Below are 25,809 nucleotides of genomic sequence, written 5' to 3'. Positions count from 1 at the left end.
TAATCCTGCGCCGCGGTCATGCGGGTGACTGACGGCGCGACAGGGGCCGACGGCGGGGAAAACTTGCCGCACGCGGCGACTTGAGCCTTCACGGCTCTGCATCCGGTGTTCGCGCTTCCTAACGCTCCTAGTCAGGCAATTTATCACCCCGCTTTGATCACATCTGCTAGACGAAGAAATGGGCAGCGATCAAAATGCCGGAACCTCGGGCGGTTCTGCGTGTATCATGAAGCAGTTAGCCTCACGTAATCGTGCGCGTTGCCGTTTCGGCATCCGTCGCTAGACAAGGATACCGCCGCTCCATGGCGATCAATATGTTGGGTGCCGCCCGTCGCGGTATAGCCCCCGGTCGCCGCGCTGATTCCGCAGGGTTCGTTGCCAGTATCATCGTTCTGGTGGTGACCGTTCCGCTGTTCGCCTGGAGCCTTTGGGCCAGCCATGCCCGGAGCATGTCGAGCAATGCGCAGGCGGCGCTGAATGTGGCTTTGTCCGACCTGCAAGCGACGGTCACGACAGCCCAGAGCAGCATGCGGGGCTATGTGCTGTCCGGCACCGACGCTTTTCTCGAGCCTTACCGTCAGGCCGCAGAGACATTTCCCGTCTCGCTGGATGCGGTGACGCAGACGCTGGCCAGCGCCTCGGCCGACGGCGAGGAACTTGAGGTGATCCAGGATCTTGCGCAGCAGCAGATGGATTTCATCGACTCGGTGGTCGCAACCCGTGGCGAACAGGGTTTTGACGCGGCTTCGGCGTTGATTACCGGCGGGGTCGGCCGTGAGATCATGGGCCAGTTGCGCGAGGCGATTGGCGAGATGAAGCAGGCGTCCAGCGAGGTGATCGACGGCAACACCCGTTTCGAGCGCTTCCTGACCTGGCTCCAGGTGGGCCTCTTCCTTCCCGCCATCGCTGCCGCCTTCTACCTCGTCACCGTCGCCCGGCGAAGGCAGAGGCAGCTGCGGGCCGCCGCCGACCTCCTGAGCGATCTGCTGGAAGCTGCCCCGGTCGGCACAGCCTTTTTCGACGCCGACCGCCATCTGGTGCGCGCCAACCGCGAGTTTGCCGGGATCATCGCCTCGACCGGAACCGACAAGGCCAAGGACTGGCTCCTGCCGATCCTAAACCGTGTGCTCGAATCAAAGGAAACCGTTACCGACCGGGCTTTTGCTTTCGGCGAAGGCGGGGAGCGCCGGGCGGTCATCTCGGCCTTCCCGACCAAGGGAACGACAGCCGGCGCCCATGGCGTCGGCGTCTTCGTGCTGGATACGACAGAGCAGTTGCGCACCGCCACGGAGCTGAGCGAAACCAGTCACCGCCTGACCGCCGTCGCCGACAACATTCCGCAGCTTGCCTGGATGGCGCGGCCGTCCGGCGAGATTTTTTGGCACAACCGGCGTTGGTTCGACTACACCGGCACGAACGCCGAACGGATGGCCGCGGAAGGCTGGTCGACGGTCATCGCTGCGGACCATGCCGAGCGCGTCGATGCCAGCTACCGCGCCGCCTTCGCCTCCGGTGAGCCGTGGGAGGATACCTTCCCGCTGACGGCGGCGGATGGAAGCCTGCGTTGGTTCCTTGGGCAGGCGGTGCCGATCCTGGGCGAGGACGGACGTATCCTGCGCTGGTTCGGCACGCATACCGACGTTACCAAGCAGCGCGCGCTCGAGGAAGAGTTCCTGGCGGCCAAGGAAGTTGCCGAGAACGCCAACCGGGCCAAGAGCCAGTTCATTGCCAATATGAGCCATGAGCTGCGCACGCCGCTGTCGGCGGTGATCGGCTATGCCGAAATGCTGGAGGAAGAGGTCGAGGATCTCGGGCACAGCCATCTCCTGCCGGACCTCAAGAAGATCGAGAGCAATGCCCGCCACCTCCTCAGCCTGATCAACGACGTGCTCGACCTGTCGAAGATCGAGGCGGAGCGGATGGACCTCTATGCCGAGACCTTCGATCTCGCTGCCGTGCTCGACGATGTCGCCGCGACCGTCGGCTCGCTGGTCGCCAAGAAGTCCAACGAGCTCGTCATCGCGCACAATGGCGCGCTCGGCGAGATGCACACCGATCAGGTCAAGATCCGTCAGTGCCTCCTCAACCTCCTGTCGAACGCCTCGAAGTTTACCGAGAGCGGCACGATCACTCTCTCCGCCGAGCGCAAGTCGGACGGGTCGCGGGACTGGATCACGCTGGCGGTGACCGATAGCGGTATCGGCATGACGCAGGAGCAGGTCGAGCGCCTGTTCGAGCGTTTCGCCCAGGCCGACGAGACAACGACCCGCAAGTTCGGGGGCACCGGTCTCGGTCTCGCGATCACCCGCGCCTTCTGCCGCTTGCTCGGCGGCGACATCGGCGTCGCCAGCGAGGAAGGGAAGGGCACCACCTTCACCATCCGCGTCCCCGCGATCGTCGCCGAGGACGAGCATGACCAGCCGATCCTGCCGACGGGTGGCGATCCCGCACTGCCCGGTCCCGCCGGGACCGTACTGGCGATCGATGACGATCCGCATGCCCGTGACCTCGTCACCCGGTTCCTGACCAAGGAAGGCTATGCCGTGCGGACGGCGTCGGACGGGGTGTCCGGCCTCGAAATGGCGCGGGCGATCGTGCCCGACGTGATCTTGCTCGACGTCACCATGCCGAAGAAGGACGGCTGGTCGGTGCTGTCTGAGTTGAAGGAGGACCCGGTCCTGTCGGGCATTCCGGTGGTGATGATCTCCAGCCTCGACGAGAAGCGGCTCGGCTATGCGCTCGGCGCCACGGACTACCTGGTGAAGCCGGTCGAGTGGGATAAGCTGAAGGGCGTGATGGACCGGTTTCGCGAGCCGCCCGGCGGGCTGGTGCTGGCGATCGACGACGACGAGGACACGCTCGGCCGCTATGGCGCCATGCTGCGCCGGCTCGGCTTCGAGTTCGCCTCGGCGACGAATGGCCGGCTCGGTCTCGAGCGACTGGAGGAAAGGCGTCCCGATCTCATCCTTCTCGACCTCAACATGCCCATCATGGACGGCTTCGACTTTCTCGGCGAGCTCCGCGCGCGGCCGGACCTTGCCGATATTCCCGTCGTCGTCCTCTCCTCGATGGATCTGACCAGCGAGGAGCGGCGGACGCTGAACGCGGCGGCGGACGAGGTTCTGTCGAAGACCGAGGTCTCCATGCGCCAGCTGGCGGAGCGGATCCGGGGCGTCATCCCGGCGCCTCAGGGGCAGACGGAGAAAGTGTGAGCCAGACGCTCATCCGACCTCGATCGCGGGATGACCGCGACCGTTGCGAGGCCCGCGCCTGCGAAGGCTTGCGAGGGAACCGCAGAAGCTGGCCGCGTTGTTTCGCTTGAAGCACTAGTTTGGGTCGCTTCCCAACGCGGGTAGCGTTCAGCCGGCTTGATCCGGTCGCCAGCAAACGGCTCGATCAGGCCGTCCACCGGTCCGATTGTACAGGACAGAACAGGCCTTCGAACTGGACGGCCTTCATGGGGCGGCCGAACATGTATCCTTGTGCTTCGGGGCAGCGGATAGCCCGCAGGTAATCCGCTTCGTCCACCATCTCTATGCCCTCAGCGATGACGTCGAGATCGAGGCCCGCCGCCAGCCGGATGACGGCTTCGACGATCGCCTGGCCCTTGGCATCCCCGCCGATCCCGCTGATGAACGATCGGTCGATCTTGAGGCGTGTCACCGGGTAGTCCTTCAGCATGCTCAGCGAGGCAAAGCCTGTTCCGAAATCGTCGAAGGCGATGCCCACGCCGATGGATTTGAGGTGATGCAGCGTTTTGGTGATGCTGCGTTCATTGCGCAGGATGGTATTTTCGGTGATTTCGAGTTCGAGCGCCCTTGCCGGGAGATCGTGATCGGACAGCGCCCGTTCGACCGTTTCAGCGAGATCGTTTGTCCGGAACTGGGCGGCAAAGAGGTTCACCCCGATGCGGAAGTCGGCAAGGCCCATCTTTCGCCATGCCGCGGCCTGCGCGCAGGCGGTGCGCAAGACCCATTCGCCCACGGGAACACACAGAAGGCCGCTTTCCAGGACGGGCAAAAAGGCCCCGGGGGCGACGACGCCGTGTTCGGGGCGGTTCCAGCGGATCAGCGCCTCGGCCCCGGAGAGGCTGTTGTCCGACAGCCGGACCTGCGGCTGATAGTAGAGTTCGAACTCCTCCTCCTCCCACGCCTTGCGCAGGCCCGAACTTACGCTGCTGCGCGTCGTCATGGCCGCGCGCAGTCCCGGCGTGAAGATGCGGACCCGGTGACGGCCGTCGGCCTTCGCCTGGTAGAGGGCGAGATCGGCGTCGCCCAGAAGGGTGGAGGCGTCGCCGGCATCGTCGCAGGAGGTGGCAATTCCGATGCTGGCGCCAATGTAGATCGGCTGCTCGTCGAGCTCGATGGGTGCCTCGATGGAGGAGATGAGTTGCTCCCCCAGTGAAGCCGCCAAGAGCGGATCGCCCCATCCGGCACTGAACACGACGAACTCGTCGCCGCCCAGACGGCCGAGCAGATCGTTCTTGCCGATGATGCCCGATAGACGCCGGGCCACCACTTGCAGGACCTGATCTCCCACCGCGTGGCCCAGAGTGTCGTTCACGTCCTTGAAACCATCGAGGTCGAGAAGGAGAAGCGTCATCGAAACGCCGGCGGCGGAGGCCTTTGCGATCGCCTTGTGAAGGCTGTCGCGGTTGAGGAGGCCGGTCAGGCTGTCGTGTTCGGCGGAGTAACGGAGTTGCTCCTCGGCCTGTTTGCGCGCCGTCACGTCCCGCAGGATGGCGCCAAACTTCGGCTCGCCATTCTCGACCCAGCGCGACAGCGAAAGCTCTATCGGAAACTCGGAGCCGTCTCGGCGGCACGCCATCAGGTTCTGAGAGGTCCCGATGATGCGCTCGGTGCCGCCGGCTGCGACGCGGGCAAGCCCGCGGCCGTGCTGAGCGCGCAGTTCCGGCGGGACGATCATGTCGAGCGAACGCCCGACTGCATCCTCCGCGCTATAACCAAACATCCGCTCGGCAGCGCTATTCCAGGACGTGATGATGTTGTGACCGTTCGCGCAGATGATGCCATCCGGCGACGTCATGGCAATGTTCTGGAACTGGCTTCGGCTGGCGCTGTTGGCAAGCTCGAGCCGCCGCAACTCCATGCGGTCCATCACCAGAGAGGCAAGGTTCACGAGGAACAGGCGCTCCTGCTCTGATAGTCCCGGCCGGGGCTGATGGTCGATGAGACAGAGGCTGCCGAGACGGTGGCCCGAGGCCGAAATAAGCGGGGCGCCGGCATAGAAACGAATGAACGGCTCGCCTGTGACGAGCGCGTTGGAGACGAAGCGGGAATCCTTGGTGGCATCCGGCACCACCATCACCTCGTCGCCCAGCATCGCGTAGGTACAGAAGGAAACGTCGCGGCTCGTCTCGCAGACGGGAAGGCCGACGTTTGCCTTGAAGAACTGGCGGTCCCGGTCCACCAGCGAAACAAGGGCGATCGGGACACTGAAGACGTGCGAGGCGATTTCAACGATGCGGTCGAACTCGTGTTCGGGCGCGGTCCCAAGAATGCCAAACGCTTCGAGCGCGGCTAGGCGCTCACTTTCGCCGTCGAGGATGGGGTAGGACATGCGATGCTGCCGCTGAAAGCTGATGCTGAGAGTCTAGCCTCAAATAACTTAAGGAATGACGCAGCCTCTGCTTGGGTCAGGGGAACTGCTCCCTCAGTCTTTTGTGGCTAGCGTCCCACGCGTGACAGTCACCAGGCTGGCTTGTCCGAAGGACATTTCGCGCGACGCGGCGTCCGGTCGATCCGAAAGCACATAAAATTGTGCCGGTTTAGCCCGGCAAACAGAAGTCTCCCTGAATATTATCTTAGCTGGTAACGAATCGAAAATCGAAGATCGCTACCAGTGCTTGCGGTGCGTCGCCAAACTCACACTCGAAGACGGCGAAGGCCAGTCGGGATTCGGTTTGATGTCTTTTCTACAGCGCGGGCGGTTTTGGATTCTGTTGGCAGTCCTGTTGATGGGCTTCTGCGGCGCGTCGACGTTCGCGCTCCTCGAGATGCGCCGGGACACCTATGGTACCGCCGTCGCCAACGCCGATAATCTTCGCCGCGTGCTGTCGCAGGACATCGAGGGCAATCTGCGCAATTACGACCGGGTTCTGTCGGGCGTTGCGGCGAAGCTGACGGGCGGCCGGATCGCCTCTCTCGCGCCGGACCTGCAGCAGGCCTACCTGTTCGAGGGCGTGCTGGTGGATCCCTATTTCACCAGCCTTCTCGTTCTCGATGCGGCGGGCAATGTGGTGCGCGACGCCGGGGCGAACCCGCACCGGTCCGACAACTTCTCCGATCGCGACTATTTCCAGGTGCAGCGGGACGGAAAGGTTGAGGGGATCTACTTCAGCGACCCGTTCCGGCGCCGCCTGACGGGAGACGACGTCGTGATCGCCCTCAGCCGCCGGATCGAGAGCGCGGACGGGGCCTTTGCGGGCGTCGTCGTCGGCACGGTCAGGCTGGACTATTTCCGCAGCCTGTTCGAACGCGCGGCGCTTCAGCCGGGCGACAGCATCAACCTGTTCTCGGCCAAGGGCGTCATGCTGATGCGAACGCCCTACCGCGATGACCAGATCGGGCGCGACTTTTCCGCCACCAGCAACATCCGCCGTTTCATCGCCGAGGGTGCGGGCACGTTCTCCGGCGTCGCCGCCGTCGATGGCCTGCCGCGCATCTATACCTTTGGCCGGGTCGGTGACCTGCCGCTGATCATGAATGTCGCGCTGGACGAGGCGGCGGTCTATGCGGGCTGGCGGACCCGAGCCGCGCAGATTGGCGCCGTGCTCGTTCTGCTGTCCGTCATCGCGCTGGCCCTGGGGCTTCTGGTCCGGCGGGAATTGGCGAACCGGGCGCGGGCAGAGAAGACGGCGCTGCAGAACGAGACGCAGTACCGGCTGCTGGCCGACAACGCGTCCGACATCATCATGCGGCTCGATAGCGACCTGACGCGTCGATACGTGTCGCCGGCCTGCCGCCGGGTCCTCGGCTACGACCCGAGCGAGCTGATCGGCCAAAAGACGCGCGATCTCATCCATCCCGACGACTGGCCGCTGGTCGAGGGGATCGTCGCGGCCTGCCGCGAGCGTCAGGAGCCGGCAGAGGCGGTCTATCGCCTGCGGCACCAAAGCGGCCGGGAGGTCTGGGTCGAAGGACGCTATGGCAGCATTTCCGAGAAGGACGGCTATCTCGTGGTCCTGCGCGACATCACCAAGCGCAAGGCAGCGGAGCTCGAGCTCGACAAGGTTCATGCCCGCCTGGAGCAGCTGGCCAACAAGGACGGCCTGACCGGACTGGCCAACCGGCGGCAGTTCGACGAGAAGATGGCGCTCGAGTGGGATCGCGCAGCCGGCGATGGCAAGCCTCTGTCGCTACTGCTGCTTGACGTGGATCACTTCAAACGGTTCAATGATACGCACGGGCACCAGGCCGGAGACGACTGCCTGCGGCGGGTGGCGGCGGCGGTCGAGCAGTGCGTGCGCTCCCACGATATGGCCGCCCGCTACGGCGGCGAAGAGTTCGCGGTGATCCTTCCGGGCAGCGACGAAAGGGCGGCCCGGATCGTCGGCGACCGGATCGTGTCGGCCATCGAGCGCCTCGGCATTCGCCATCGCGGCAACGAGGCGCCGGACAGTGTGGTCACGATCAGCGTCGGCTGTACCACGCGCCAGGCCGAGGCCCCTGAGGACGTCGATCCGGCGGAGATGATCCGGCTGGCGGACGCAGCGCTCTATGAAGCAAAGCGGACCGGCCGGAACCGGGTCATGGCCACCCCCGACATGCCGTCCGACCCGAAGCCGCCGATCGTCGTGGACGACGAACAGAGAGCGGTCCGGGCAGACCAGGCCGCCTCCGGGATCACGCCGGGCGCGACGGATGCGCTGAACGCCATCGCGCGCAGCGCCGCGGAGATCATGGACGCGCCGATCGGCTTCGTGTCGCTGGTCGGCAGCGAGAAGGTGATCCTCATTGGGCGGCATGGCATCGATGCTGCCGATGTGCCCCGTGACATCTCCTTCTGTGCCCATGCGGTGACCGGGCTTGAGCCGCTCGTCGTCGCGGACCTTGCACGCGACAGCCGTTTCTCGGAGAACCCCCTGGTGACCGGCGACGGCATGCGCGCCTACATGGGCGCGCCCTTCTCGGACCCGGAGACCGGACAGCCGCTCGGCGCCGTCTGCGTGGTCTCGCGCGAGCCGATGCGCAGCGAACCGACGCCCGAGCAGAAGAAGGCCTTCATGGCCATGGGAAGGGTCGCCGCCCGGCGGCTGTGATCGTCTTAGGCCTCCTGTAAAACCGATTGTTCCCGCAGGCGATGACGCTGCAAACGGGCTTTCGGCCTACGTCCCGGGCACGCCCGCGACTGGGCCGCCGCCGGTTCATCATCGGCGCTGACGCTCACAATAAACTTGACTAGCACACTCTACTTATTGTTCGACCAGCGCTGGAGGGCCTAGGGCTCGAAGGGTTGATCGGGGATACCAGATCTTGATGACGCCAGGTTCGCGGATATCCGTCATTCCCAAGCGACACGGAGTGCCGCCTGCCACGGGTGAGCTGTCGCCCGTCAGCCCGGCGCGAACGCCGGATCTTTGCCGTCGCGCGCTGCTCTCCGCCCTTCTCGCTTCCCCGTTCGTCCTGCGCGCGCGATCGTCCGATGCTTCCACCTTGCGGGTGGTGACGCTCGACTACGCGCTCGCTCAGACCCTCATCGTTCTCGGCTGTCCGCCGGTCGCGATCTCCGATGCCCGCGACTGGGGGAAATGGGTCGCCGAGCCGCCGCTGGCGCCGGGCACGGTGGACCTTGGCGCCAGTCTCGATCCGAACATGGAACTGCTGGCCGCCCTCCGGCCCGACCTGATCCTGACCACGGACTATGTCGGACTGGCCGAAGAGCGCCTGTCGCGGATTGCCGAGGTCAAACGCATCACGGTCTATTCCGAGGGCGGCTCGCCGCTGCCGAAAGCGATGGCGGCGGTGCGGGAGGTCGGCGCGCTCACCGGCCGGGCGCTCGAGGCCGAACGATACCTTGCCGACACCGAGCGCTTCTTCGACGTCTGCGCCGAGCGCGCCCGGCGGTTTCGCGGCCGCCCGGTTGCCGTCCTCTCCTTCATCGACCCGCGCCATGTCCGCGTCACCGGGCGGCCGGGCCTCTACCAGGACGTTCTCGACCGCATCGGCCTTCGCAATGCCTGGGAAAAACCCGCCAACTTCTGGGGCTTCTCGACCGTCGGCCTCGAGCAGCTGGTGGCGCTGGGCGATGCCTTCGCGGTGGCCGACTACATGCCCGACGACGTCGCCGCGACCTTGCCGGACAGCCCGCTCTGGCGCGAACTGCCCTTCGTGCGCGGCGGCACGGTGCCCGTCCTGCCGCCGGTGTTGGTGTTCGGCGGGGTGCCGTCGGCCCGCCGCTTCGCCGCGCTGCTGCTCGATGCGCTGGAGGGCAGCGCGTGACCGCCGCCATGCCGGTCGCCGGCCTTCTGAGACAGCGGCGCGGACCCGCGCTCCTGGCCCTCGCGCTCGCGCTGCCGACCCTCGTCCTCGCCGCGATCCTCCTCGGTCCCGATCTCCCCGCGCTGTGGCGCACGGGAGCCGCAGGGTACGATCCGCAGCGCCTCGTCCTCCTCCACTCCACCTTGCCGCGCCTCGCGATGGCGGTGATGTGCGGCGCCGCGCTGGCCGCCGCCGGCGCGATGCTCCAGCAGGCGCTGCGCAACCCGCTGGCCTCGCCGACGACGCTTGGCATCGACGCCGGGGCGCGGCTGGCGCTCGCCCTCGCCACGCTGTTCGCCCCGGCGCTGCTGGGCTGGGGGCGCGACCTCGTGGCGCTCCTCGGCTCGTCGCTTGCGGCAGCGCTGGTGTTCGCGCTCGCGCGTCGGCAGGATTTCGCTCCGGTGCCGCTGGTCCTGTCGGGTCTCCTCGTCGGGCTCTACTGCGGGGCACTCGCCTCGGTGCTGACGCTGATCGACAGCCGCTGGCTGGTCAGCCTGTTCATCTGGGGCAGCGGCTCGCTCAGCCAGCAGAGCTGGGCCCCGGCCGCGGACCTCGCCGTACGACTCGCGATCGCCGCGCCCTTCACGCTTCTCCTCCTGCGTCCGCTGTCGCTGATCGAGCTCGGCGATGAGGCGGCGAGGGGCCTCGGCCTGCCGGTGGCGCGCCTGCGGCTCTGCGCGGTCGCGCTGGCGGTGGCGCTCTCGGCGGTCACCGTCAGCGCCGTCGGCGTGATCGGTTTCGTCGGCCTGGTCGCGCCGATCATGGCGCGGCTGGCCGGCGCCCGCGACTTTTCCGCCCGCTTGCTGTGGTCCGGGGTGATCGGGGCGCTGCTGTTGCTCTTGACCGATCTCGCGGTCCAATTGGCGGCCGGCGTGTCCGCCGATCTCGTGCCGACCGGCGCCGTGACGGCGCTCCTCGGATCGCCGATCCTGCTCTGGTTGCTGCCGCGCCTGCAGGCGGGCCTGCGGCCGCCGACCCGGCAGGCGCGGGCGCCACGGGCGATCGGCGGCGGGAACAGGTCATGGCTCGTCGTCGCCGCGATGGTTTGCGGCTTGCTCCTCTTGGTCACCGCAGCGCTGCTCCTCGGGCGATCGCCAGCGGGCGGGTGGCACTGGCTTGGCCTGTCCGACCTGTCGGCGATCCTGCCCTGGCGGTGGCCGCGGGTTATGGCGGTGGGCGCCGCCGGCGTTCTTCTCGCGCTGGCCGGCTTCGTGCTGCAGCGCTTGACAGGCAACGAGATGGCCAGTCCCGAAATCCTCGGCGTCAGCGCCGGCGCGACTTTTGCCGTCGCCATCGCTTTGTTCACCGCCGGCAGCCTCTCGCCGGGCGGCACGGTACTCGCCGCCTTTGCCGGCGCCTTCGCGACGCTGCTCGTGATCCTCCTGCTCGGGCGCCGCTCCGGCTTTGCGCCCGAGCGCATGTTGCTGGCGGGGATCGCCATCTCGGCGCTGCTCGATGCGGTGATCGGCGTCCTGTCGGCCGGCGGCGATCCGCGCGCGGTACAGCTGCTCTCCTGGATGGCGGGCGCGACCACGACGGTGGAGCCTTTCGGCGCGCTGATGGCGGCGGGCGCTGCCGCGCTCGTCTTGCTGATCGCCCTCCCGACCGGCCGGCCGCTCGTCCTTCTGACGCTCGGCCCCGCCACCGCCGGCAGTCTCGGCCTCGGCGTGCGCGCCAGCCGGCTTCTCCTTTTGGCGCTCGCGGCGCTGGCGACGGCGGTGGCCACCCCGGTCGTCGGTCCGCTGACCTTCGTCGGGCTTATCGCCCCGCATCTCGTGCGTCTTGTCGGCGTTCGCGGCATGGCCCCGGCATTGCTCCTCAGCGCCGCCACGGGCGCCGCCATCCTCATCGCGGCGGACTGGCTGGCGCGCGTCGTTGCCTTTCCGTTCCAGCTCCCCACCGGCCTCGTCGCCTCGCTCGTCGGCGCGCCGGTTCTCTTCTGGCTTCTGCAAAGGCGCACGCCATGAACCTTGCTGTTCCCGTCCCGCCAGCGACGAAAATGTCGCGGACAGGCTTCGAACTCGATGCCGTCAGTTTCGAGGCGGACGGCCGCACCATCCTCGCGCCGCTGACCCTGTCCTTCCCGCATGGCGAGGTGATCGGCCTCGTCGGCCAGAACGGCTCCGGCAAGTCGACGCTTCTGAAGATGCTGGCACGCCAGAATAGCCCGACCAGCGGCACTCTCCGCTTCGAGGGGCGTCCGCTCGGCGCGTGGGGCGCACGCGACTTTGCCCGGCGCGTCGCCTATCTGCCGCAGGACCTGCCGACTGGCACCGGGCTGCGGGTCCGCGAACTCGTGCGCCTCGGCCGCTATCCCTGGCATGGCGCCCTCGGCCGCTTCACCGAGGCCGACGCCGCCGAGGCGGAAGGCGCGATGGCGCGGACGGGAACGCTCGAGCTTGCCGAGCGGGACGTCGACACCTTGTCCGGCGGCGAGCGCCAGCGGGTCTGGCTCGCCATGCTGGTGGCGCAGGATGCCGGATGCCTCCTCCTCGACGAGCCGATCTCCGCGCTCGACGTGGCGCACCAGATCGACATCCTCAGCCTGATCCGCCGCCTCTCGCACGAGCGCTCGCTCTGCGTCGTCGTCGTGCTGCACGACGTCAACATGGCCGCCCGCTTCTGCGACCGGATCGTCGCCTTGCGCGGCGGACGCCTCGTCGCGAACGAGACGCCTGAAGGCTTCATGTCGCCGCCGGTGCTGGACAGCGTCTACGGCATGGCGATGGAAGTGCTGCCGCGGCCGGGGTCGGCCATCGGCGTTGCGGTGCCGCTTTAGAGCGCCGTGCGTCCGGAAGGACGCACAAAGGACGCTCTATCTTTTTGGATGCGCTATTCCGAGATGCGGAAGGCGACGCGGACGGCGCGCGAGACTGCAATCGGCAGCATCGTCATGTGGGTTTCGCCGGCATAGGTCTCATAGGCCAGCCGTAGGTGCGGCAGAGTGGCGAGGCGCGCGGCCATGGCCTGGGTCAGCGATAGCGTCTGTGCGGTCCGGGCATGCTCGAGCCGCTTGTCCGTATCGTCACGTCCGTACTGGAACGGCGCCAGCGTCTCGCCCTCGTGCTCCCCGGCGGAGAGATGGACCTCGATGTCGCGGTCCCGCTCCGCGGCGACGAACCGGGCCTCGCTTTCCAGCAGCAGGCCGTCCTCCCAGTAGATGGTCGGGCTGGCCGCGACGAAGCGCTGGAACGTCGCGCCGCGCGAGAACAGGGCATGCAAGGCGAAGAGCCCGCCGAAGGAGTGCCCGAAGAGGGTTCGCCGGGCCGGGTCGACCGGCGCGAGCGTCGCGACGAACGGCAGCATCTCGCGCTCGATGAAGCGCAGGAACCGGTCCGCCCCGCCCGTGACGACGTCGGGTCCCCTCTCGGTGAACGGCGGGTAGGTCCGGCCGGGCGGCGGCGAGAGATCATAGGAGCGCCGCAGCGGATCATAGGCCTCGTCACGGGGATAGCCGACCGCGACGATGACGCCGGGCTGGACATCCGTCCCCATGGGGTAGGCCGCCTGGACACGCAGCGCGTCGACGGCGGTGGCGATCACCGCATTGCCGTCGGTGAGGACGAGAAGTGGCCATCCACCGGGCGGCGCCTCACCTTTCGGAAAGTAGACGAAAAGCCGCCAGACATCGCCGCACTCTCCCGTCAGATCGAAGATCTGCGTGTCGGAGAGGAGGGCCGGCCGGCCTTCGGTGCCTGTTTGGAACGGGTCCAATACTTGTGTCCTTCTTGCCGCAGTGGCTGGTTTTCATTCCGGGTTGCTCGAGCCCTGAACAGGCCCAAGTTCCTGACGAAAGGAAAGCTTTCGCCGTTTGTGCCCGTCTCAGGGTTATCACGGCCGGCTGATTAATGTTGACTCTCGTTATCATGTTTTTCTAATCGTGCTGGCACCCGTCATCAAGCCGTTGCCAGCAGGACCCATCTGATCATGTCGCCATCCGATCGTCCGACGCGCACCCTCTGCGCCGCGCTGCTCAGCTGCTCCTGCCTCACCATGGTCGGAGCATCGGCGGCCCTTGCTCAGGACACGATCGTCCTTGATGCCGTGACGCTCGAAGCCGGCGCTGGCGGTGCGACGATGGGCGACGGCGAAGGCGGCGGGCTGCAGACGGACGGCGCCGTCGCCCGGTCGGCGACGGTCGCGACGAAGACGGACACGCCGCTGAAGAAGGTGCCGCAGACCGTCAACGTCGTCTCGCGCCAGCAGCTGGAGAACCGCAAGGTCCAGACGCTGAAGGAGGCGCTGGGGTATACGCCCGGCGTCCGCGTCGGCGCTTTCGGCTTCGATCCGCGCTTCGACAGCTTCTACATCCGCGGCTTCGACGTGACCTATACCGGCGTCTACCGCGACGGCCTGCGCGAGCTGACCGGCAACTTCTCGATCTTCAAGACCGAGCCTTACGGCCTCGAGGGCATCAGCGTCCTCAAGGGGCCGAGCTCGGTCCTCTACGGCGGCGGCTCGCCCGGCGGCATCGTCAACCTCGTCTCGAAGCGGCCGACGGATACGCCGTTCCGCGAGATCGAGACGCAGGTCGGCTCCAACAGCCGTGCCCAGGCAAGCTTCGACGCCTCGGGGCCGCTCGGCGGCAGCGACAACGTCCTCTACCGCATCACCGGGCTTGCCCGCGACGCCGATACCGATCTGCGCAGTGCGCCGGACGACCGTGTCTTCATCGCGCCCGCCCTGACCTTGCGCTCCGACGACCGCAACACCCAGCTCACCGTCCTCGGCGAGTACATGGACTTCACGACCGGCGGCAACGCGTCCTTCGTCAACGAAAACGGCGGGATCACCGGTCTGGAGTCCGGCGATCCCGCTTTCGGCGACTTCGACGGCAAGCAGGGCCGCATCGGCTACGAGTTCGAGCACCGGTTCAACGATACTCTGACGGTGCGCCAGAACCTGCGCTACGCCCATGTCGACGCCGACGTGAAGTACACGCAGATCGACGGCATCTCGGCGGACCGGCTGACGGCCAGCCGCTCGGCCTGGCGCATCGTCGACGCACTGGACTCCTTCGTCGTCGACAACCAGGCGCAGATCGATGTCGACACCGGCCCGGTCAAGCACACGCTGCTCGGCGGGGTCGACTATTCCTATGTCGATGTCGACGACGCCTTCGGTTTCGGTCCGGCGCCGGATCTCGACCTCGTCCGGCTGAACTACGGTGCGCAGGCGATCGCGACGCCGTCGCTCGACCTGGTGTCGACGACGACGCAGCAGAGCCAGACCGGGCTCTATCTGCAGGACCAGATGGAATATCAGCGCTTCGTCCTGACGCTCGGCGGGCGCTACGACTGGCTGACCACGAAGAACTTCGACCACATCAACGCGCTTGGCAGCGAGCAGGACGACGAGAAGTTCTCGGGCCGGGCGGGTCTGGCTTACCTCTTCGACAACGGCATCTCGCCCTATGTCAGCTATTCCACCTCGTTCGCGCCGACCATCGGGCGCAGCGCGACGGGCGCGACCTTCAAGCCGACCGAGGGCGAGCAGGAGGAGATCGGCGTCAAATACGCGCCGGATGACATCAACCTCGCCGTCAACGCCGCTCTGTTCCGCATCCGGCAGAGCAACGTCCTCGCACAGGATCCGGACAATCTCTTGGGTCAAATCCAGCGCGGTGAGGTGGAGTCCCGCGGTTTCGAGCTGGAGGCGACGACCAGCCTGATGGCCGGCCTGAACCTCACGGCCGCCTACACCTATCTCGATCTTGAGATCACGGCGGGCAACAACGAGGGCATGTTCCCCTCTGGCATTCCCGCGCACCAGGTCTCAGTCTGGAGCGACTACACCGTGCAGAGCGGGGCGGCCGAGGGCCTCGGTTTCGGCGCGGGCGTCCGCTATGTCGGCGAAAGCTTCGGCGACGACACCAACACCTTCCGCAACGAGCAGCGCATCCTGGTGGACGCCTCGCTGTCCTACGACTTCGGCAAGGCGAACCCGAAGTTCGACGGCGTCAGCGCGCAGATCAACGCCAAGAACCTCTTCGACAAGCGCGAGGCCACCTGCTCGTCCGGCTACTGCTACCTCGACGAGGGCCGCAACGTCATCGGCTCGCTCCGCTACCGTTTCTGAGGCTTAAGGCCTGTCGTCGTCCGCACGGGCTGGTGTCGCTTTACCGCCGGGGCGAGCCCGTCCCGGTCGCCGAGCGCCATGCGCGTGGGACCCGTCCGGCCTCAGCTTGCGGCGGAGGCTCGAAAGCGCTCCCAGCCTTGCGCCCGCAACTGGCAGGCCGGGCAGTCGCCGCACCCATAGCCCCAGTCGTGCCGGTGCGTGCGGTCGCCGGCGTAGCAAGTGTGCGTCTCCTCCCGGACGAGATCGAGCAGAACGTCGCCGCCGAGGGCCTCGGCCATCGCGAAGGTCTGCGCCTTGTCGATCCACATCAGCGGCGTCTGGATGACGAAGCGCTTTTCCATTCCGAGATTGAGGGCGAGCTGCATCGCCTTCATCGTATCGTCCCGGCAGTCGGGATAGCCGGAATAGTCGGTCTCGCAGACGCCGGTGACGAGGTGCTTGGCGCCGCGCCGGTAGGCGATCGCCGCGGCAAAGCCGAGGAAGAGAAGGTTGCGCCCGGGCACGAAGGTGTTCGGCAGGCCATTCGCCTGCATGGCCATTTCCGACGTCTGGGTCAACGCGGTGTCGCTGATCTGCCCGAGGACGCCCATGTCGATGAGGTGATCCTCGCCGATCTTTGCCCCCCATTCCGGAAACTCGCGCCTGAGCCTGTCGAGGATGCGCGGGCGGACGTCGAGCTCGATGCGGTGGCGCTGGCCGTAGTCGAAGCCGACCGTCTCGACATGGTCGAAGCGCTCGAGCGCCCAGGCGAGGCAGGTCGTGGAATCCTGTCCGCCGGAGAAGAGGACGAGGGCGGTTTCGCCGGTTGCCGCCATCTCAGCACGCCTCGTTTGCTAGCGTTGCTACCTGCCGACACAGGGGAACCAGCCCGGAGGCGGTTTTGACGTTGGATACGTCGACGACATTGGCGACAACACCGCTGCAGGCATCGCCAGTCCCTTCAAGGCGGAGCACAGCGTCAAAAGAATGGCGGCACAACCGCAAGCGCTGGCGTGTCGACAGCCTGTCCGGCAGCCGGTGGACGGTCTCGAGGGTGAAGGCTTGCAGCATCGTCATCGGGTTTCCAGCATCCTGTGGGTTTGGGGCGCTTGGCACCGTGGCGAGGTGCCCAGCCATCGCCAGGAACGACCGCCTTCTGTAGGCGCCAGCAGCCCTTGCAGCGGCGCCTGCTGCCAGGGATCCCGGCGCCGAGTTTACTCGATCATCGACGCGGACCAGTCCCGCCGACCCCTGCGGGTTCTCTGCGCGTCCCGCATCCACGATGTCGGCTGGGGAAGCCGATGCGGCCGCGTAGAGCATACGGCCGCTTTTGGCGGAAGAGGGGCGCCGGCTCGCGGATGGGGGAGGCGGACATGCAAAAGCGCGGCTCGCACTGGTCTGGAGCTCCGGCGCTCCATGGCTTTGTCGAACCATGCCAGCGCATCACATCCCGCCTTTACGGCTGAAGAGGACCCGACCGGCGATGGCGTCCTCTGCAGGAGGCCGACATGCCCAAGCCGTTCGGCCGGGATTTCGTCGAGTTTCCCGCTGCGGTTGACAGGGTGTCCCGCCACCCGTACGTTCATTGTAATGAATACGTTCAAAATAATGAACGGCGGGAGGATGTAAAGTGAGTGGACGAGGGTCGGAACGCGTTCTCGACATGCTCGAATGGTTCGCCTTGCAGGCGGGCGCCGTCTCGCTGGCGGCCGTCGTCCAGGCGCTGGACCTGCCGAAGAGCAGCACGCTGCTGCTGCTGCGCCAGCTGGCCGATCGGGGCTATCTCGAGCGGCTCGGCGACGGCACCTATCTGCTCATCCGCCTGCCCGGCGAGGCGGGTCCCGGCCGCGAGGCCTGGGGCACGATTCTGAGGCTCTCGGAAGCGCCGCTGCGCGACGCGGTCGCCGCCTCGAACGAGACCGGGTTCCTGGCGATCACCGAGAAGCAGGAGGTGCGCTACCTCACCAAGGTGCTGCCTGCCCGCGAGATCCGCTATGACCGCGACATCTCCAAGCTCCGCAAGGCGCACCAGGTGGCGAGTGGCATCGTGATGCTGGCCGGGCTCGAGCGGTGCGAATTCGACGCCTATCTCGGCCATCTGGCGCCCGAGCTGCGCGGCGAAGTGGCGGCGACGGTCGCGGCGGCGCGGGTGGACGGCTTCTGCGTCAACCTCAAGGGCGTGGTCGAGGGCGCTGCGGGCATCGCAGCGCCGGTACGAGACGCCGAAGGACGGGCGGTCGCCGCCATCAACATTTCCGGGCCGCGGGACCGCATCGAGGCCAACGTCCCCGGGATCACCGGCATCGTCGTCGAAACCGCCCGCCTCGTATCGGAGGCGCTGGCGCGGCGGAGCCGGACAAGCAGCAAGAACCCTGGGAGGAATTAGAATGTTGAAGCAGAAACTGGCCGCGTTCGTCGTCGGCGCCGCAGTCGCGGGCTTTGCCACCGGCGCCTCGGCGCAAGGCGTGCCGGCGGGCTATCCCGCCGACTATGCCGCCACGATCGAGGCGTCCAAGGCCGAAAAGGGTCTGGTGATCTACTCGAACATGGCCGACAACAACTGGCAGCCGGTGATTGCCGGCTTCAAGGTGGCCTATCCCTGGATCAACATCGAGACCCTCGATCTCGGCTCCGGCACCGTGCATTCACGCTGGGAAGCCGAGGCCGGCAGCGGCTCGCGCACCGCCGACGTCCTCATCTCCGGCGCCAACGACCGCTGGGCGAACTACGGCACCGACGGCCGCATGCTCGACTACAAGAGCCCCGAGCTCGCCAAGCTGCCGGACTTCGCCAATCCCTATGCTGGCGTCTACGTGCTCTCGGCCGACCCGCTGGTCATCACCTACAATGCCGCGCTCCTGACCGAGGAGCAGCGCCCGAAGGGCTTTGCCTCGCTGGTCGCGGCGGCGGTCGCCGATCCCGCGAGCTTCGAGGGCAAGATCACCACCTATGACGCCGCGCGCAATTCGTTCGGCCTCGCCGCCTGGTGGAACTACATGGCCAAGAAGGGCGACACCGGCTGGAACGAGCTTCGCCAGATCGGCAAGATGATCCGCGGCGAGACCTCGGGCGGGCCGATGAACGAGAAGATCGCCACCGGCGAATACGTCATCGGCGTCGCGGTCTCCGGCATCACCATCTTCCCGCGGCTGGAACAGCCGGGCGGCGAACTGCTCGGCTTCGCCTTCCCCGACGACGGTACCATCGTCATGCTCCGCGGCATGGGCATCCCGAAGCAGGCGGCGAACCCGAACTCGGCAAAGCTCTTCGTCGACTACACCCTCAGCCAGGCCGGCCAGACCCTCGTCGGCAAGGGCGGGCTCGTGCCGTACCGCGGCGACGTCGCGGAGGCTGACGTCCGCTACACTTTCCAGGGCATCGAGCAGCTGATCGGCCCCGACAACGTCATCCTCGCCGGCTTCGACAAGAAGCTGATCGACGAGGCGCCAGCCTTCGTCACCAAGTGGAACGCCGCCCTGAAGGGCGAATAACCGCGCTTCCGCTGCGGGACGGACCCACGTCCGTCCCGCTCCCGACCCTTCACCGGAAACCATCGCCATGACAGCCACGACCGCCGACAAGGGGTCGACCGTGGGCTTCGATCGCTCGCGGCTGATCTTCTGGGGAGTCTTTGCCCTCACCACCGTGATGGTGGTGGGGCCGATCGCCCCGATCATTGTCCAGGCCTTCCTCGACAAGCCGCTCTACGATACCGCGGCGGGCATGACCGTCGGCAATTTCGGCCGTCTGTTCGGCGATCCGGAAATCCTTGGGATCTTCTTCAACACGGCGGCCTTCGCCGTGCTGACCATGGTCGTCGCGCAGGTGTTCGGCGCCGTGATGGCGGTGATCGTCGGCCGCACCAACCTGCCGTTCCGCCGCCTGTTCGGCGAATTGCTGCTCTGGCCGCTGTTCGTGTCGAACCTCGTGATCGCCTTCGGCTGGTTCACCATGTACGGCCCGTCCGGATATGTCTCGCTCGCGGTGCGCGGCTGGATCGGCACGATCCCCTGGAACCTCTATTCCATCACCGGCATGGGCATCGTCGCCGGCCTCAGTCAGGCGCCGCTCGCCTACCTCATGTGCCTCGGCGCCGTCACCAAGGCCGACGCCTCGCTGGAGGATGCCGCCCGGTCGGCCGGCGCCGGCCCGTTCCGCGCGCTCTGGTCGGTCACCGTGCCGATGATGCGCCCGGCGATCATCTATTCCGCCGTCCTCAACTTCGTCATCGGCATCGAGATGCTGGCGATCCCGCTGCTGTTCGGCGCGCCGAGCGGCATCAACACCATCACCACCTTCCTCTACGACCGCGGCATCAACGCCGCCGTGCAGCCCGACTACGGCATTGTCGGCGCGGCTTCGCTGATCCTCCTCCTCGTCGTCGGCTTCCTCGTCTGGCTGCAGGGGCGGCTGATGAAGGGCAGCGGCCGCTTCGTCACCGTGCGCGGCAAGGCGACCCGGCCCTCGACGCTCGACCTCGGCCCCTGGCGCTGGGTCGCCTTTGCCGTGGTCGCCTTCTACGTCCTCACCACCATCGTCGCGATCTTCGCCGGCATCTTCATGCGGGCGGGCGTCACCTTCCTGACGCCGCTGATCCCCTTCTACAAGCTGATGACGACGGCGAATTTCGAGCTGATCTTCAACTCCAGTTCCTATATGCGCTCGATCGGCAATTCGGTGCTGATCTCGCTCGTCGGCGCCGTCGTCGGCACGTTTTTCATCGCCATCATCACCCTTGTCGCCCGGCGCTCGGAGTTCCGCTTCGCCCGGCCGCTGGAATATGTCGCGCTGTTCCCGCGCTCGCTGCCGGGCATCATTGCCGGCCTTGGCTTCTTCTATGCCGTGGTCTGGATTCCCGGTCTCGACGTCATCCGCGGCACGATCTGGATTCTCATGCTGGCGTTCATCCTGCGCTACATCCCGGTCGGCTTCGGGGCCATCGCACCGGCGCTCTCGCAGGTCGGCGACGAGCTCGACCGCGGCGCCCGCATTTCGGGGGCGGACTGGTGGACGACGGTGACGCGGATCATCCTGCCGATCCTGAAGCCGGCGCTGTTCTCCTGCTTCGCGCTCCTCTTCATCCACTTCTTCAAGGAATACGTGACGGCGGTCTTCCTGTACCAGCCCGGCTCCGAGATCATCGGCACCACGATGCTGCAGCTGGTCGCCCAGGGCGACAACGGCCCGGTCTCGGCCCTCGCCACCATCCAAGTCGTCATCACCGCGGTCTTCGTGCTTCTGGCGCGCCGCGTACTGGGAGCCAAGATCTATGGCTGATCTCGTCCTCGACCGTCTGACCATCCAGTATGGCGACGTCACCGCCGTCAACGATGTCTCTATCACCGTGCCGTCGGGCGAATTCCTGACCCTTCTCGGCCCCTCCGGCTGCGGCAAGTCGACGACGCTGTTCTCCATCGCCGGCCTTAACAAGGCGACGTCCGGCACCATTCGCATCGGCGACAAGGTGCTGTTCGACGGCGCCAAGGGCATCTCCGTCGCGCCGGAGCACCGCGACATCGGCCTCGTCTTCCAGAGCTATGCGCTCTGGCCGCACATGAGCGTCGCCGACAACCTCGCCTTTCCGCTGAAGCTCAGGAAAATGGGCAAGGCCGAGCGCGAGGAGCGGATCCGCGACGCGCTGACGCTGGTCGAGATGATGCCCTATGCCGAGCGCTATCCGTTCGAGCTGTCGGGCGGCCAGCAGCAGCGCGTGGCGCTCGCCCGGGCGCTGGTCTACCGGCCGAGCCTGCTGCTCCTCGACGAGCCCCTGTCCAACCTCGACGCCAAGCTGCGCGAGCGGGCGCGGGTCTGGCTGCGCGAGCTGCAGGAGCGGCTGAAGGTGACCACCATCTACGTCACCCACGACCAGTCCGAGGCGCTCGCCGTCTCCGACCGCATCGCGGTGATGAGCATGGGGCATCTGCGCCAGCTCGGCACGCCGAAACAGATCTACAACACCCCGGCCGACGCCTTCGTCGCCGACTTCATCGGCTCGTCGAACTTCCTGTCCGGCAAGCTTTTCGGCGGCGACGTCGACGGGCTTCCGAACGTCGAACTGGCCGACGGCTCGCGCATCCGCACGTTGCCCGGCCGCGCCGCGGCGGACGGCACGCTGGTCGTCGCCGTCCGCCCCGAGCGGCTGGAGATCGTCTCCGGCCCGCAGGACAATGCGATCGCCGCCCGCATCGAGCACGGCACCTATCTCGGCTCGGTCTACCAGTACGAGGTCGCCGGCGCCGGCTCGCGCTTCCGCATCCAGACCGCCGAGGAGATCGCGCAAGGCGAGGTCTTCATCCGCATTCCGCCCGAAGCCGCGACGATCTTCCCGGCCGAACCGGACGGCAAGTGAGGCGCCCATGAGCACTGAAAAAGACGTCATCCGCTTCGACAAAGCTGCCACCGGTCCGCTGTCCGGTGTGCGCGTCGTCGATCTCTCGCGACTTGTCGCCGGCAACATGCTGACGCTGCAGCTCGCCGATTTCGGCGCCGACGTCATCAAGATCGAGCCGCCGTCCGGCGACTCGCTGCGCGACTGGAAGGATGACGGCCAGTCGCTGCACTGGAAGACCTACGGCCGCAACAAGCGCTCGGTGGTGATGAACCTGCGCGATGGGGCGACGCTCGAGGCGCTGCGGACGCTGATCCGCACCGCCGACGTCCTCGTCGAGAATTTCCGGCCGGGCACGCTGGAGAAGATGGGCCTTGCCCCCGACGCGCTGCTTCAGCTCAATCCGGAACTCATCGTCGTCCGCATTTCCGGCTTCGGCCAGACCGGCCCCTATGCGCACCTGCCGGGCTTCGGCACGCTGGTCGAGGCGATGAGCGGCTTTGCCGCCCGCACCGGCTTTCCCGACCGCGAACCGGTGCTTCCTCCTTTGGCGCTCGCCGACATGATCTCCGGCATGTTCGGCGCGCAGGCGACCACCATGGCGCTGCTCGCCCGCGAGAAGGGCATGGCGCACGGCCAGGTCATCGACCTCTCGCTGCTCGAGCCGATCTTCGCCGTCCTCGGCCCGGAAGCCTCGATCCACCGGCTCACCGGCAAGGTGAAGGAGCGCGTCGGCAGCGGCTCCAACACCGTCTCGCCGCGCAACATCTACCGCTGCCGCGACGGCCGGTTCGTCGCGCTGTCCGGCTCCATGCAGGCGGTGACGATGCGGATCTTCGACATTATCGGCCACCCCGAGATGAAGACCGATCCGCGCTTTGCCACCAACAGCGAGCGCGTGCGCAACCGCCTCCTCGTCGACGAGGCCGTCGGCGCCTGGTTTGCCGCGCGGGACCGGGACGAGGGCCTTGCCATCATGCGCGAGGCCGGCGCGACGGTCGGCCCGGTGTTCGACATCGCCGACATCGCCGCCGACCGGCATTTCGAGGAACGCGGCATCGTCGTCGAGGTCGAGGATGCCGACAACGGCTCGCTGCCGATGCACAACATCGTGCCGCGCCTTTCCGCGACGCCCGGCGTCTGGCGCCGCCCGGCACCGACCCTTGGCGAGCACAATGCCGAGATCCTCGGCGAGATCGGCCTCGATGCCGAAGCCATCGCCGCCATTGCCACAGCGACGAAGGCCGCGGCATGATCCGCTCGCTCCTCTACGTCCCCGGCAGCAGCCAGAAATTCATCGCCAAGGCGCACGAGCGCGGGGCGGATGCGGTCATCATCGACCTCGAGGATGCCGTCGCCCCCTCGGAAAAGACGGCGGCGCGGGAGGCGCTGTCGCGGACCGTGCCGAGCGTCGGCCAGAAGGGCGCCACCACCTTCGTGCGCGTCAACAATTCCGGCGAGCGCCTGCTGCCGGACGCGGAAGCCGCCTGCCGCGCCGGCGCCGACGGGCTCTATATCCCGAAGGTCACTACGCCGGACCTCCTTGATGCGATCGTCCGCCACATCGCGCCGATCGAGGCCGAGCTCGGCCGCAAGCCAATGGTCTTCGTGCCGCTGATCGAGGATCCGGGCTCGGTGTTCGACGCAAGGCCGATCGCCGCCGGTCCCCGCGTGCTTGCCCTCAGCGCCGGCGCCGAGGACCTCGCCACCGCCATGGGCGCCCAGCCGACGCCGGAGGTGCTGAAGCTGCCGAAACAGCTGATCCACATGGCGGCGAAGGCGGCAGGCGTCCTCTCCTTCGGCCTCCTGCGCACCGTCGCCGATTACAGCGATGTCGAGAGCCTGAGACTCGCCGCCCGGGAGGCGCGCGACTTCGGCTTTGACGGTGCGAGTTGCATCCACCCGAGCGTCGTCGCCGTCCTCAACGAGGCCTTCGCCCCGTCCGAGGCGGAGATCGCCTGGGCCCGGAAGGTCGTCGCCGCCAATGCCGAGGCTGCTGCCGCGGGCACCGGCGCCTTCACCCTCGAGGGCCGGTTCATCGACGCGCCGATCGCCGCGCGCGCCAAAGCCGTCATCGCTTTGTCCGAACGCCGCTAGACCCTTTGTCCGTCCAGGAGCCCTCGCCATGAGCGACACCCCCAATGGCAGCGGCCGCAGCCGCCGGATCCTCGTGACCCACACGCAGATCGCCCCGAGCGCCATCGCCCTCCTCAACGCCCACGACATCGACGTCTTCTTCTCGCCGCCCTACGACGCGCCGGAAGTCGTGGCGGAGCGGGCGCGCGACCTTGGCGTCGACGCCATCATGGTGCGCCAGGGGAAGGTCAACGACCTCGTCATTTCCGCCTCGCCGAAGCTGAAGGTAATCGTCAAGCATGGCGTCGGCATCGACAATATCGACCTGCGCGCCGCCCACGCCCGCGGCATCCCGGTGCTGCGTTCGCTCGGCTCCAACTCGCTCGCCGTCGCCGAGCACGCCATTGCCCTGGCGCTGGCGCTGATCAAGGAAGTCCTGCCGCTCGACCGCGCCGTGAAATCCGGCGAATGGCCGAAACCGACCTTCATCGGCCGCGACATCGCGGGATCGCTGATCGGCCTCGTCGGCTTCGGTGCCATCGGCCGCCACACCGCGCGGCTTGCCGAGGCGCTCGGCATGGAGGTCACTGTCTACGACCCGATGTCGTCCGCGGCGATTCTGGCTGCCGGCTATACCGAGGCGAAGACCGTCGACGACCTCGTCGCCGCCGCGGACATAATCAGCCTGCACTGCCCGCTGACCACCGAGACACGGCATATGATCGACGCCCGCCGGCTGGCGCTGATGAGGCCGACCGCCTTGATCGTCAACACCGCCCGCGGCGGCATCATCGACGAGGCGGCGCTGGCCGAGGCGCTCGTCGCAAAGCGCATTGCCGGCGCTGCGCTCGACAGTTTTGCGGTCGAGCCGCCGCCGGCCGACAGCCCGCTCTGGCCGCTCGGCACGCTGGTCGCCACCCCGCACATCGGCGGCGTTACCAATGGCTCGGCCCGCGCCATGGCCGAGATTGCCGCCCGCCACATCATTGACGTGCTCGACGGTAAGGCGCCGGACGCCGCCAGTCTGTCGCATCCCGATACCCTCGCCGCCTGATCTCCCGACCCCAACAGGAAGTGCCACCATGCCCGTAGGCTTCAGAATCAACCGCCACTGGACCCGCGTCGACGCCGCCACCGTCGAGGCTTTTCGCGCGCTGCCGGTCGCCAATGTCAGCGATTCCATGTCGCGCCTCGCCTCCGCCGGCCCGCGCCTCAGGCCCATGCACAAGGATGGCAACCTTGCCGGGCCTGCGCTGACCGTTCGCACGCGCCCGGGCGACAATTTGATGCTGCACAAGGCGATCGACATGGCCGAGCCCAGCGACATCATCGTCATGGACGCCGGCGGCGACCTCACCAATTCGCTGATGGGCGAGTTGATGCTGGCACACGCGATCAAGCGCGGCGTCGCCGGCTTCGTGCTCTACGGTGCGGTGCGCGACGCCGAGGCCTTCCTCGTCCGCAACCTTCCCGTCTTCGCCCTCGGCATCAACCACCGCGGCCCCTACCGCGATGGCCCTGGCGAGATCGGCTACCCCATCGCCTTCGACGGCATGACCATCGCGCCGGGCGACCTGATGCTGGGCGACATGGACGGAGTCCTCGCCGTCGCCCGCGGCGACACCGCGGCCGTGCTCGCGGGGGCGCAGAGGAAGCACGCTGCCGAGACGCGGCAGATGGAGGAGACCGATGCCGGCACGGTCGACCGGTCCTGGGTCGACAAGGCCCTCGAAAAGGCCGGATGCACCTACGCCGATATCGGCTGACCCCGAAACAGGGAGGGGCGGTTCTACCGTCCCGCGCTTCGTCTCTCTAACGCACGAAAATCCTCCTGCGACGGAGAGAACC

The 25,809-nt window shown here is 67.2% G+C and carries 18 protein-coding genes; 14 read left to right on the top strand and 4 right to left on the bottom strand.

Features of this window, described 5'->3' with window-relative positions:
- Nucleotides 1-302: 302 nt before the first annotated feature.
- Nucleotides 303-3,212, top strand: coding sequence for a response regulator (locus ACZLZQ_RS00710; RefSeq protein ID WP_472947622.1), 2,910 nt, complete (start codon nt 303-305; stop codon nt 3,210-3,212).
- Between the two features lie 184 nt (nt 3,213-3,396).
- On the opposite strand, the gene ACZLZQ_RS00705 is transcribed toward ACZLZQ_RS00710, so the two are convergent.
- Nucleotides 3,397-5,580, bottom strand: a complete 2,184-nt coding sequence (locus ACZLZQ_RS00705; RefSeq protein WP_472947620.1) for a putative bifunctional diguanylate cyclase/phosphodiesterase — start codon at nt 5,578-5,580, stop codon at nt 3,397-3,399.
- 382 nt (nt 5,581-5,962) lie between these two features.
- Between ACZLZQ_RS00705 and ACZLZQ_RS00700 the strand changes: the two genes are divergently transcribed.
- From ACZLZQ_RS00700 to ACZLZQ_RS00685, 4 genes are all read left to right on the top strand, one after another.
- On the top strand, nt 5,963-8,281 hold the full coding sequence (locus ACZLZQ_RS00700; protein ID WP_472947619.1) for a diguanylate cyclase: 2,319 nt from the start codon (nt 5,963-5,965) through the stop codon (nt 8,279-8,281).
- A 262-nt stretch (nt 8,282-8,543) separates the two neighbouring features.
- Nucleotides 8,544-9,461, top strand: a complete 918-nt coding sequence (locus ACZLZQ_RS00695) for an ABC transporter substrate-binding protein (RefSeq protein WP_472947618.1) — start codon at nt 8,544-8,546, stop codon at nt 9,459-9,461.
- 8 nt (nt 9,462-9,469) lie between these two features.
- The gene (fhuB, locus tag ACZLZQ_RS00690; protein ID WP_472948422.1) at nt 9,470-11,467 is read left to right on the top strand and encodes a Fe(3+)-hydroxamate ABC transporter permease FhuB; all 1,998 of its coding nucleotides are present in this window, start codon (nt 9,470-9,472) and stop codon (nt 11,465-11,467) included.
- Nucleotides 11,464-12,279 carry an ATP-binding cassette domain-containing protein gene (locus tag ACZLZQ_RS00685; protein ID WP_472947617.1) on the top strand — a complete coding sequence of 272 codons (816 nt, stop codon included), beginning with the start codon at nt 11,464-11,466 and terminating at the stop codon, nt 12,277-12,279. The genes fhuB and ACZLZQ_RS00685 overlap by 4 nt, the downstream gene beginning before the upstream one ends.
- A gap of 53 nt (nt 12,280-12,332) precedes the next feature.
- Here ACZLZQ_RS00685 and ACZLZQ_RS00680 read toward each other — a convergent pair whose 3' ends face one another.
- Nucleotides 12,333-13,214, bottom strand: coding sequence for an alpha/beta hydrolase (locus tag ACZLZQ_RS00680; protein WP_472947616.1), 882 nt, complete (start codon nt 13,212-13,214; stop codon nt 12,333-12,335).
- Between the two features lie 213 nt (nt 13,215-13,427).
- Here ACZLZQ_RS00680 and ACZLZQ_RS00675 point away from each other — a divergent pair, with 213 nt between their 5' ends.
- Nucleotides 13,428-15,578: a TonB-dependent siderophore receptor gene (locus ACZLZQ_RS00675; RefSeq protein ID WP_472947615.1), complete on the top strand. Its 2,151-nt coding sequence runs from the start codon at nt 13,428-13,430 to the stop codon at nt 15,576-15,578.
- Between the two features lie 101 nt (nt 15,579-15,679).
- Here ACZLZQ_RS00675 and queC read toward each other — a convergent pair whose 3' ends face one another.
- Nucleotides 15,680-16,393, bottom strand: coding sequence for a 7-cyano-7-deazaguanine synthase QueC (gene queC / locus ACZLZQ_RS00670; protein WP_472947614.1), 714 nt, complete (start codon nt 16,391-16,393; stop codon nt 15,680-15,682).
- Between the two features lies 1 nt (nt 16,394).
- Nucleotides 16,395-16,634 carry a hypothetical protein gene (locus ACZLZQ_RS00665; RefSeq protein WP_472947613.1) on the bottom strand — a complete coding sequence of 80 codons (240 nt, stop codon included), beginning with the start codon at nt 16,632-16,634 and terminating at the stop codon, nt 16,395-16,397.
- Nucleotides 16,635-17,187: 553 nt separating this feature from the next.
- On the opposite strand from ACZLZQ_RS00665, the gene ACZLZQ_RS00660 reads away from it, so the two are divergent.
- The 8 genes from ACZLZQ_RS00660 to ACZLZQ_RS00625 all read left to right on the top strand — a co-directional run bounded on the left by ACZLZQ_RS00660 (nt 17,188) and on the right by ACZLZQ_RS00625 (nt 25,727).
- Entirely contained in the window at nt 17,188-17,943 is a 756-nt protein-coding gene (locus ACZLZQ_RS00660) for an IclR family transcriptional regulator (RefSeq protein ID WP_472947612.1), read from the top strand.
- A 1-nt stretch (nt 17,944) separates the two neighbouring features.
- Nucleotides 17,945-19,048 carry an ABC transporter substrate-binding protein gene (locus ACZLZQ_RS00655; protein ID WP_472947611.1) on the top strand — a complete coding sequence of 368 codons (1,104 nt, stop codon included), beginning with the start codon at nt 17,945-17,947 and terminating at the stop codon, nt 19,046-19,048.
- Between the two features lie 67 nt (nt 19,049-19,115).
- A complete protein-coding gene (locus ACZLZQ_RS00650; RefSeq protein ID WP_472934846.1) occupies nt 19,116-20,834 on the top strand; it encodes an ABC transporter permease in 1,719 nt (572 codons plus the stop codon).
- Nucleotides 20,827-21,906, top strand: a complete 1,080-nt coding sequence (locus ACZLZQ_RS00645; protein ID WP_472947610.1) for an ABC transporter ATP-binding protein — start codon at nt 20,827-20,829, stop codon at nt 21,904-21,906. Before ACZLZQ_RS00650 ends, ACZLZQ_RS00645 begins: the two co-directional genes overlap by 8 nt.
- Nucleotides 21,907-21,913: 7 nt before the next feature.
- Entirely contained in the window at nt 21,914-23,140 is a 1,227-nt protein-coding gene (locus ACZLZQ_RS00640) for a CaiB/BaiF CoA transferase family protein (protein ID WP_472947609.1), read from the top strand.
- Nucleotides 23,137-23,982: an HpcH/HpaI aldolase/citrate lyase family protein gene (locus ACZLZQ_RS00635; RefSeq protein ID WP_472947608.1), complete on the top strand. Its 846-nt coding sequence runs from the start codon at nt 23,137-23,139 to the stop codon at nt 23,980-23,982. Before ACZLZQ_RS00640 ends, ACZLZQ_RS00635 begins: the two co-directional genes overlap by 4 nt.
- Nucleotides 23,983-24,010: 28 nt before the next feature.
- Nucleotides 24,011-25,015: a hydroxyacid dehydrogenase gene (locus ACZLZQ_RS00630; protein ID WP_472947607.1), complete on the top strand. Its 1,005-nt coding sequence runs from the start codon at nt 24,011-24,013 to the stop codon at nt 25,013-25,015.
- Between the two features lie 28 nt (nt 25,016-25,043).
- Nucleotides 25,044-25,727, top strand: a complete 684-nt coding sequence (locus ACZLZQ_RS00625) for an RraA family protein (protein WP_472947605.1) — start codon at nt 25,044-25,046, stop codon at nt 25,725-25,727.
- Nucleotides 25,728-25,809 lie beyond the last annotated feature (82 nt).

The sequence above is a fragment of the Mesocryomonas lacus genome (genome assembly GCF_055730105.2).
The sequence above is the reverse complement of the archived record's forward strand: the minus strand, read 5'-3'. Positions and strand labels throughout refer to the sequence as shown.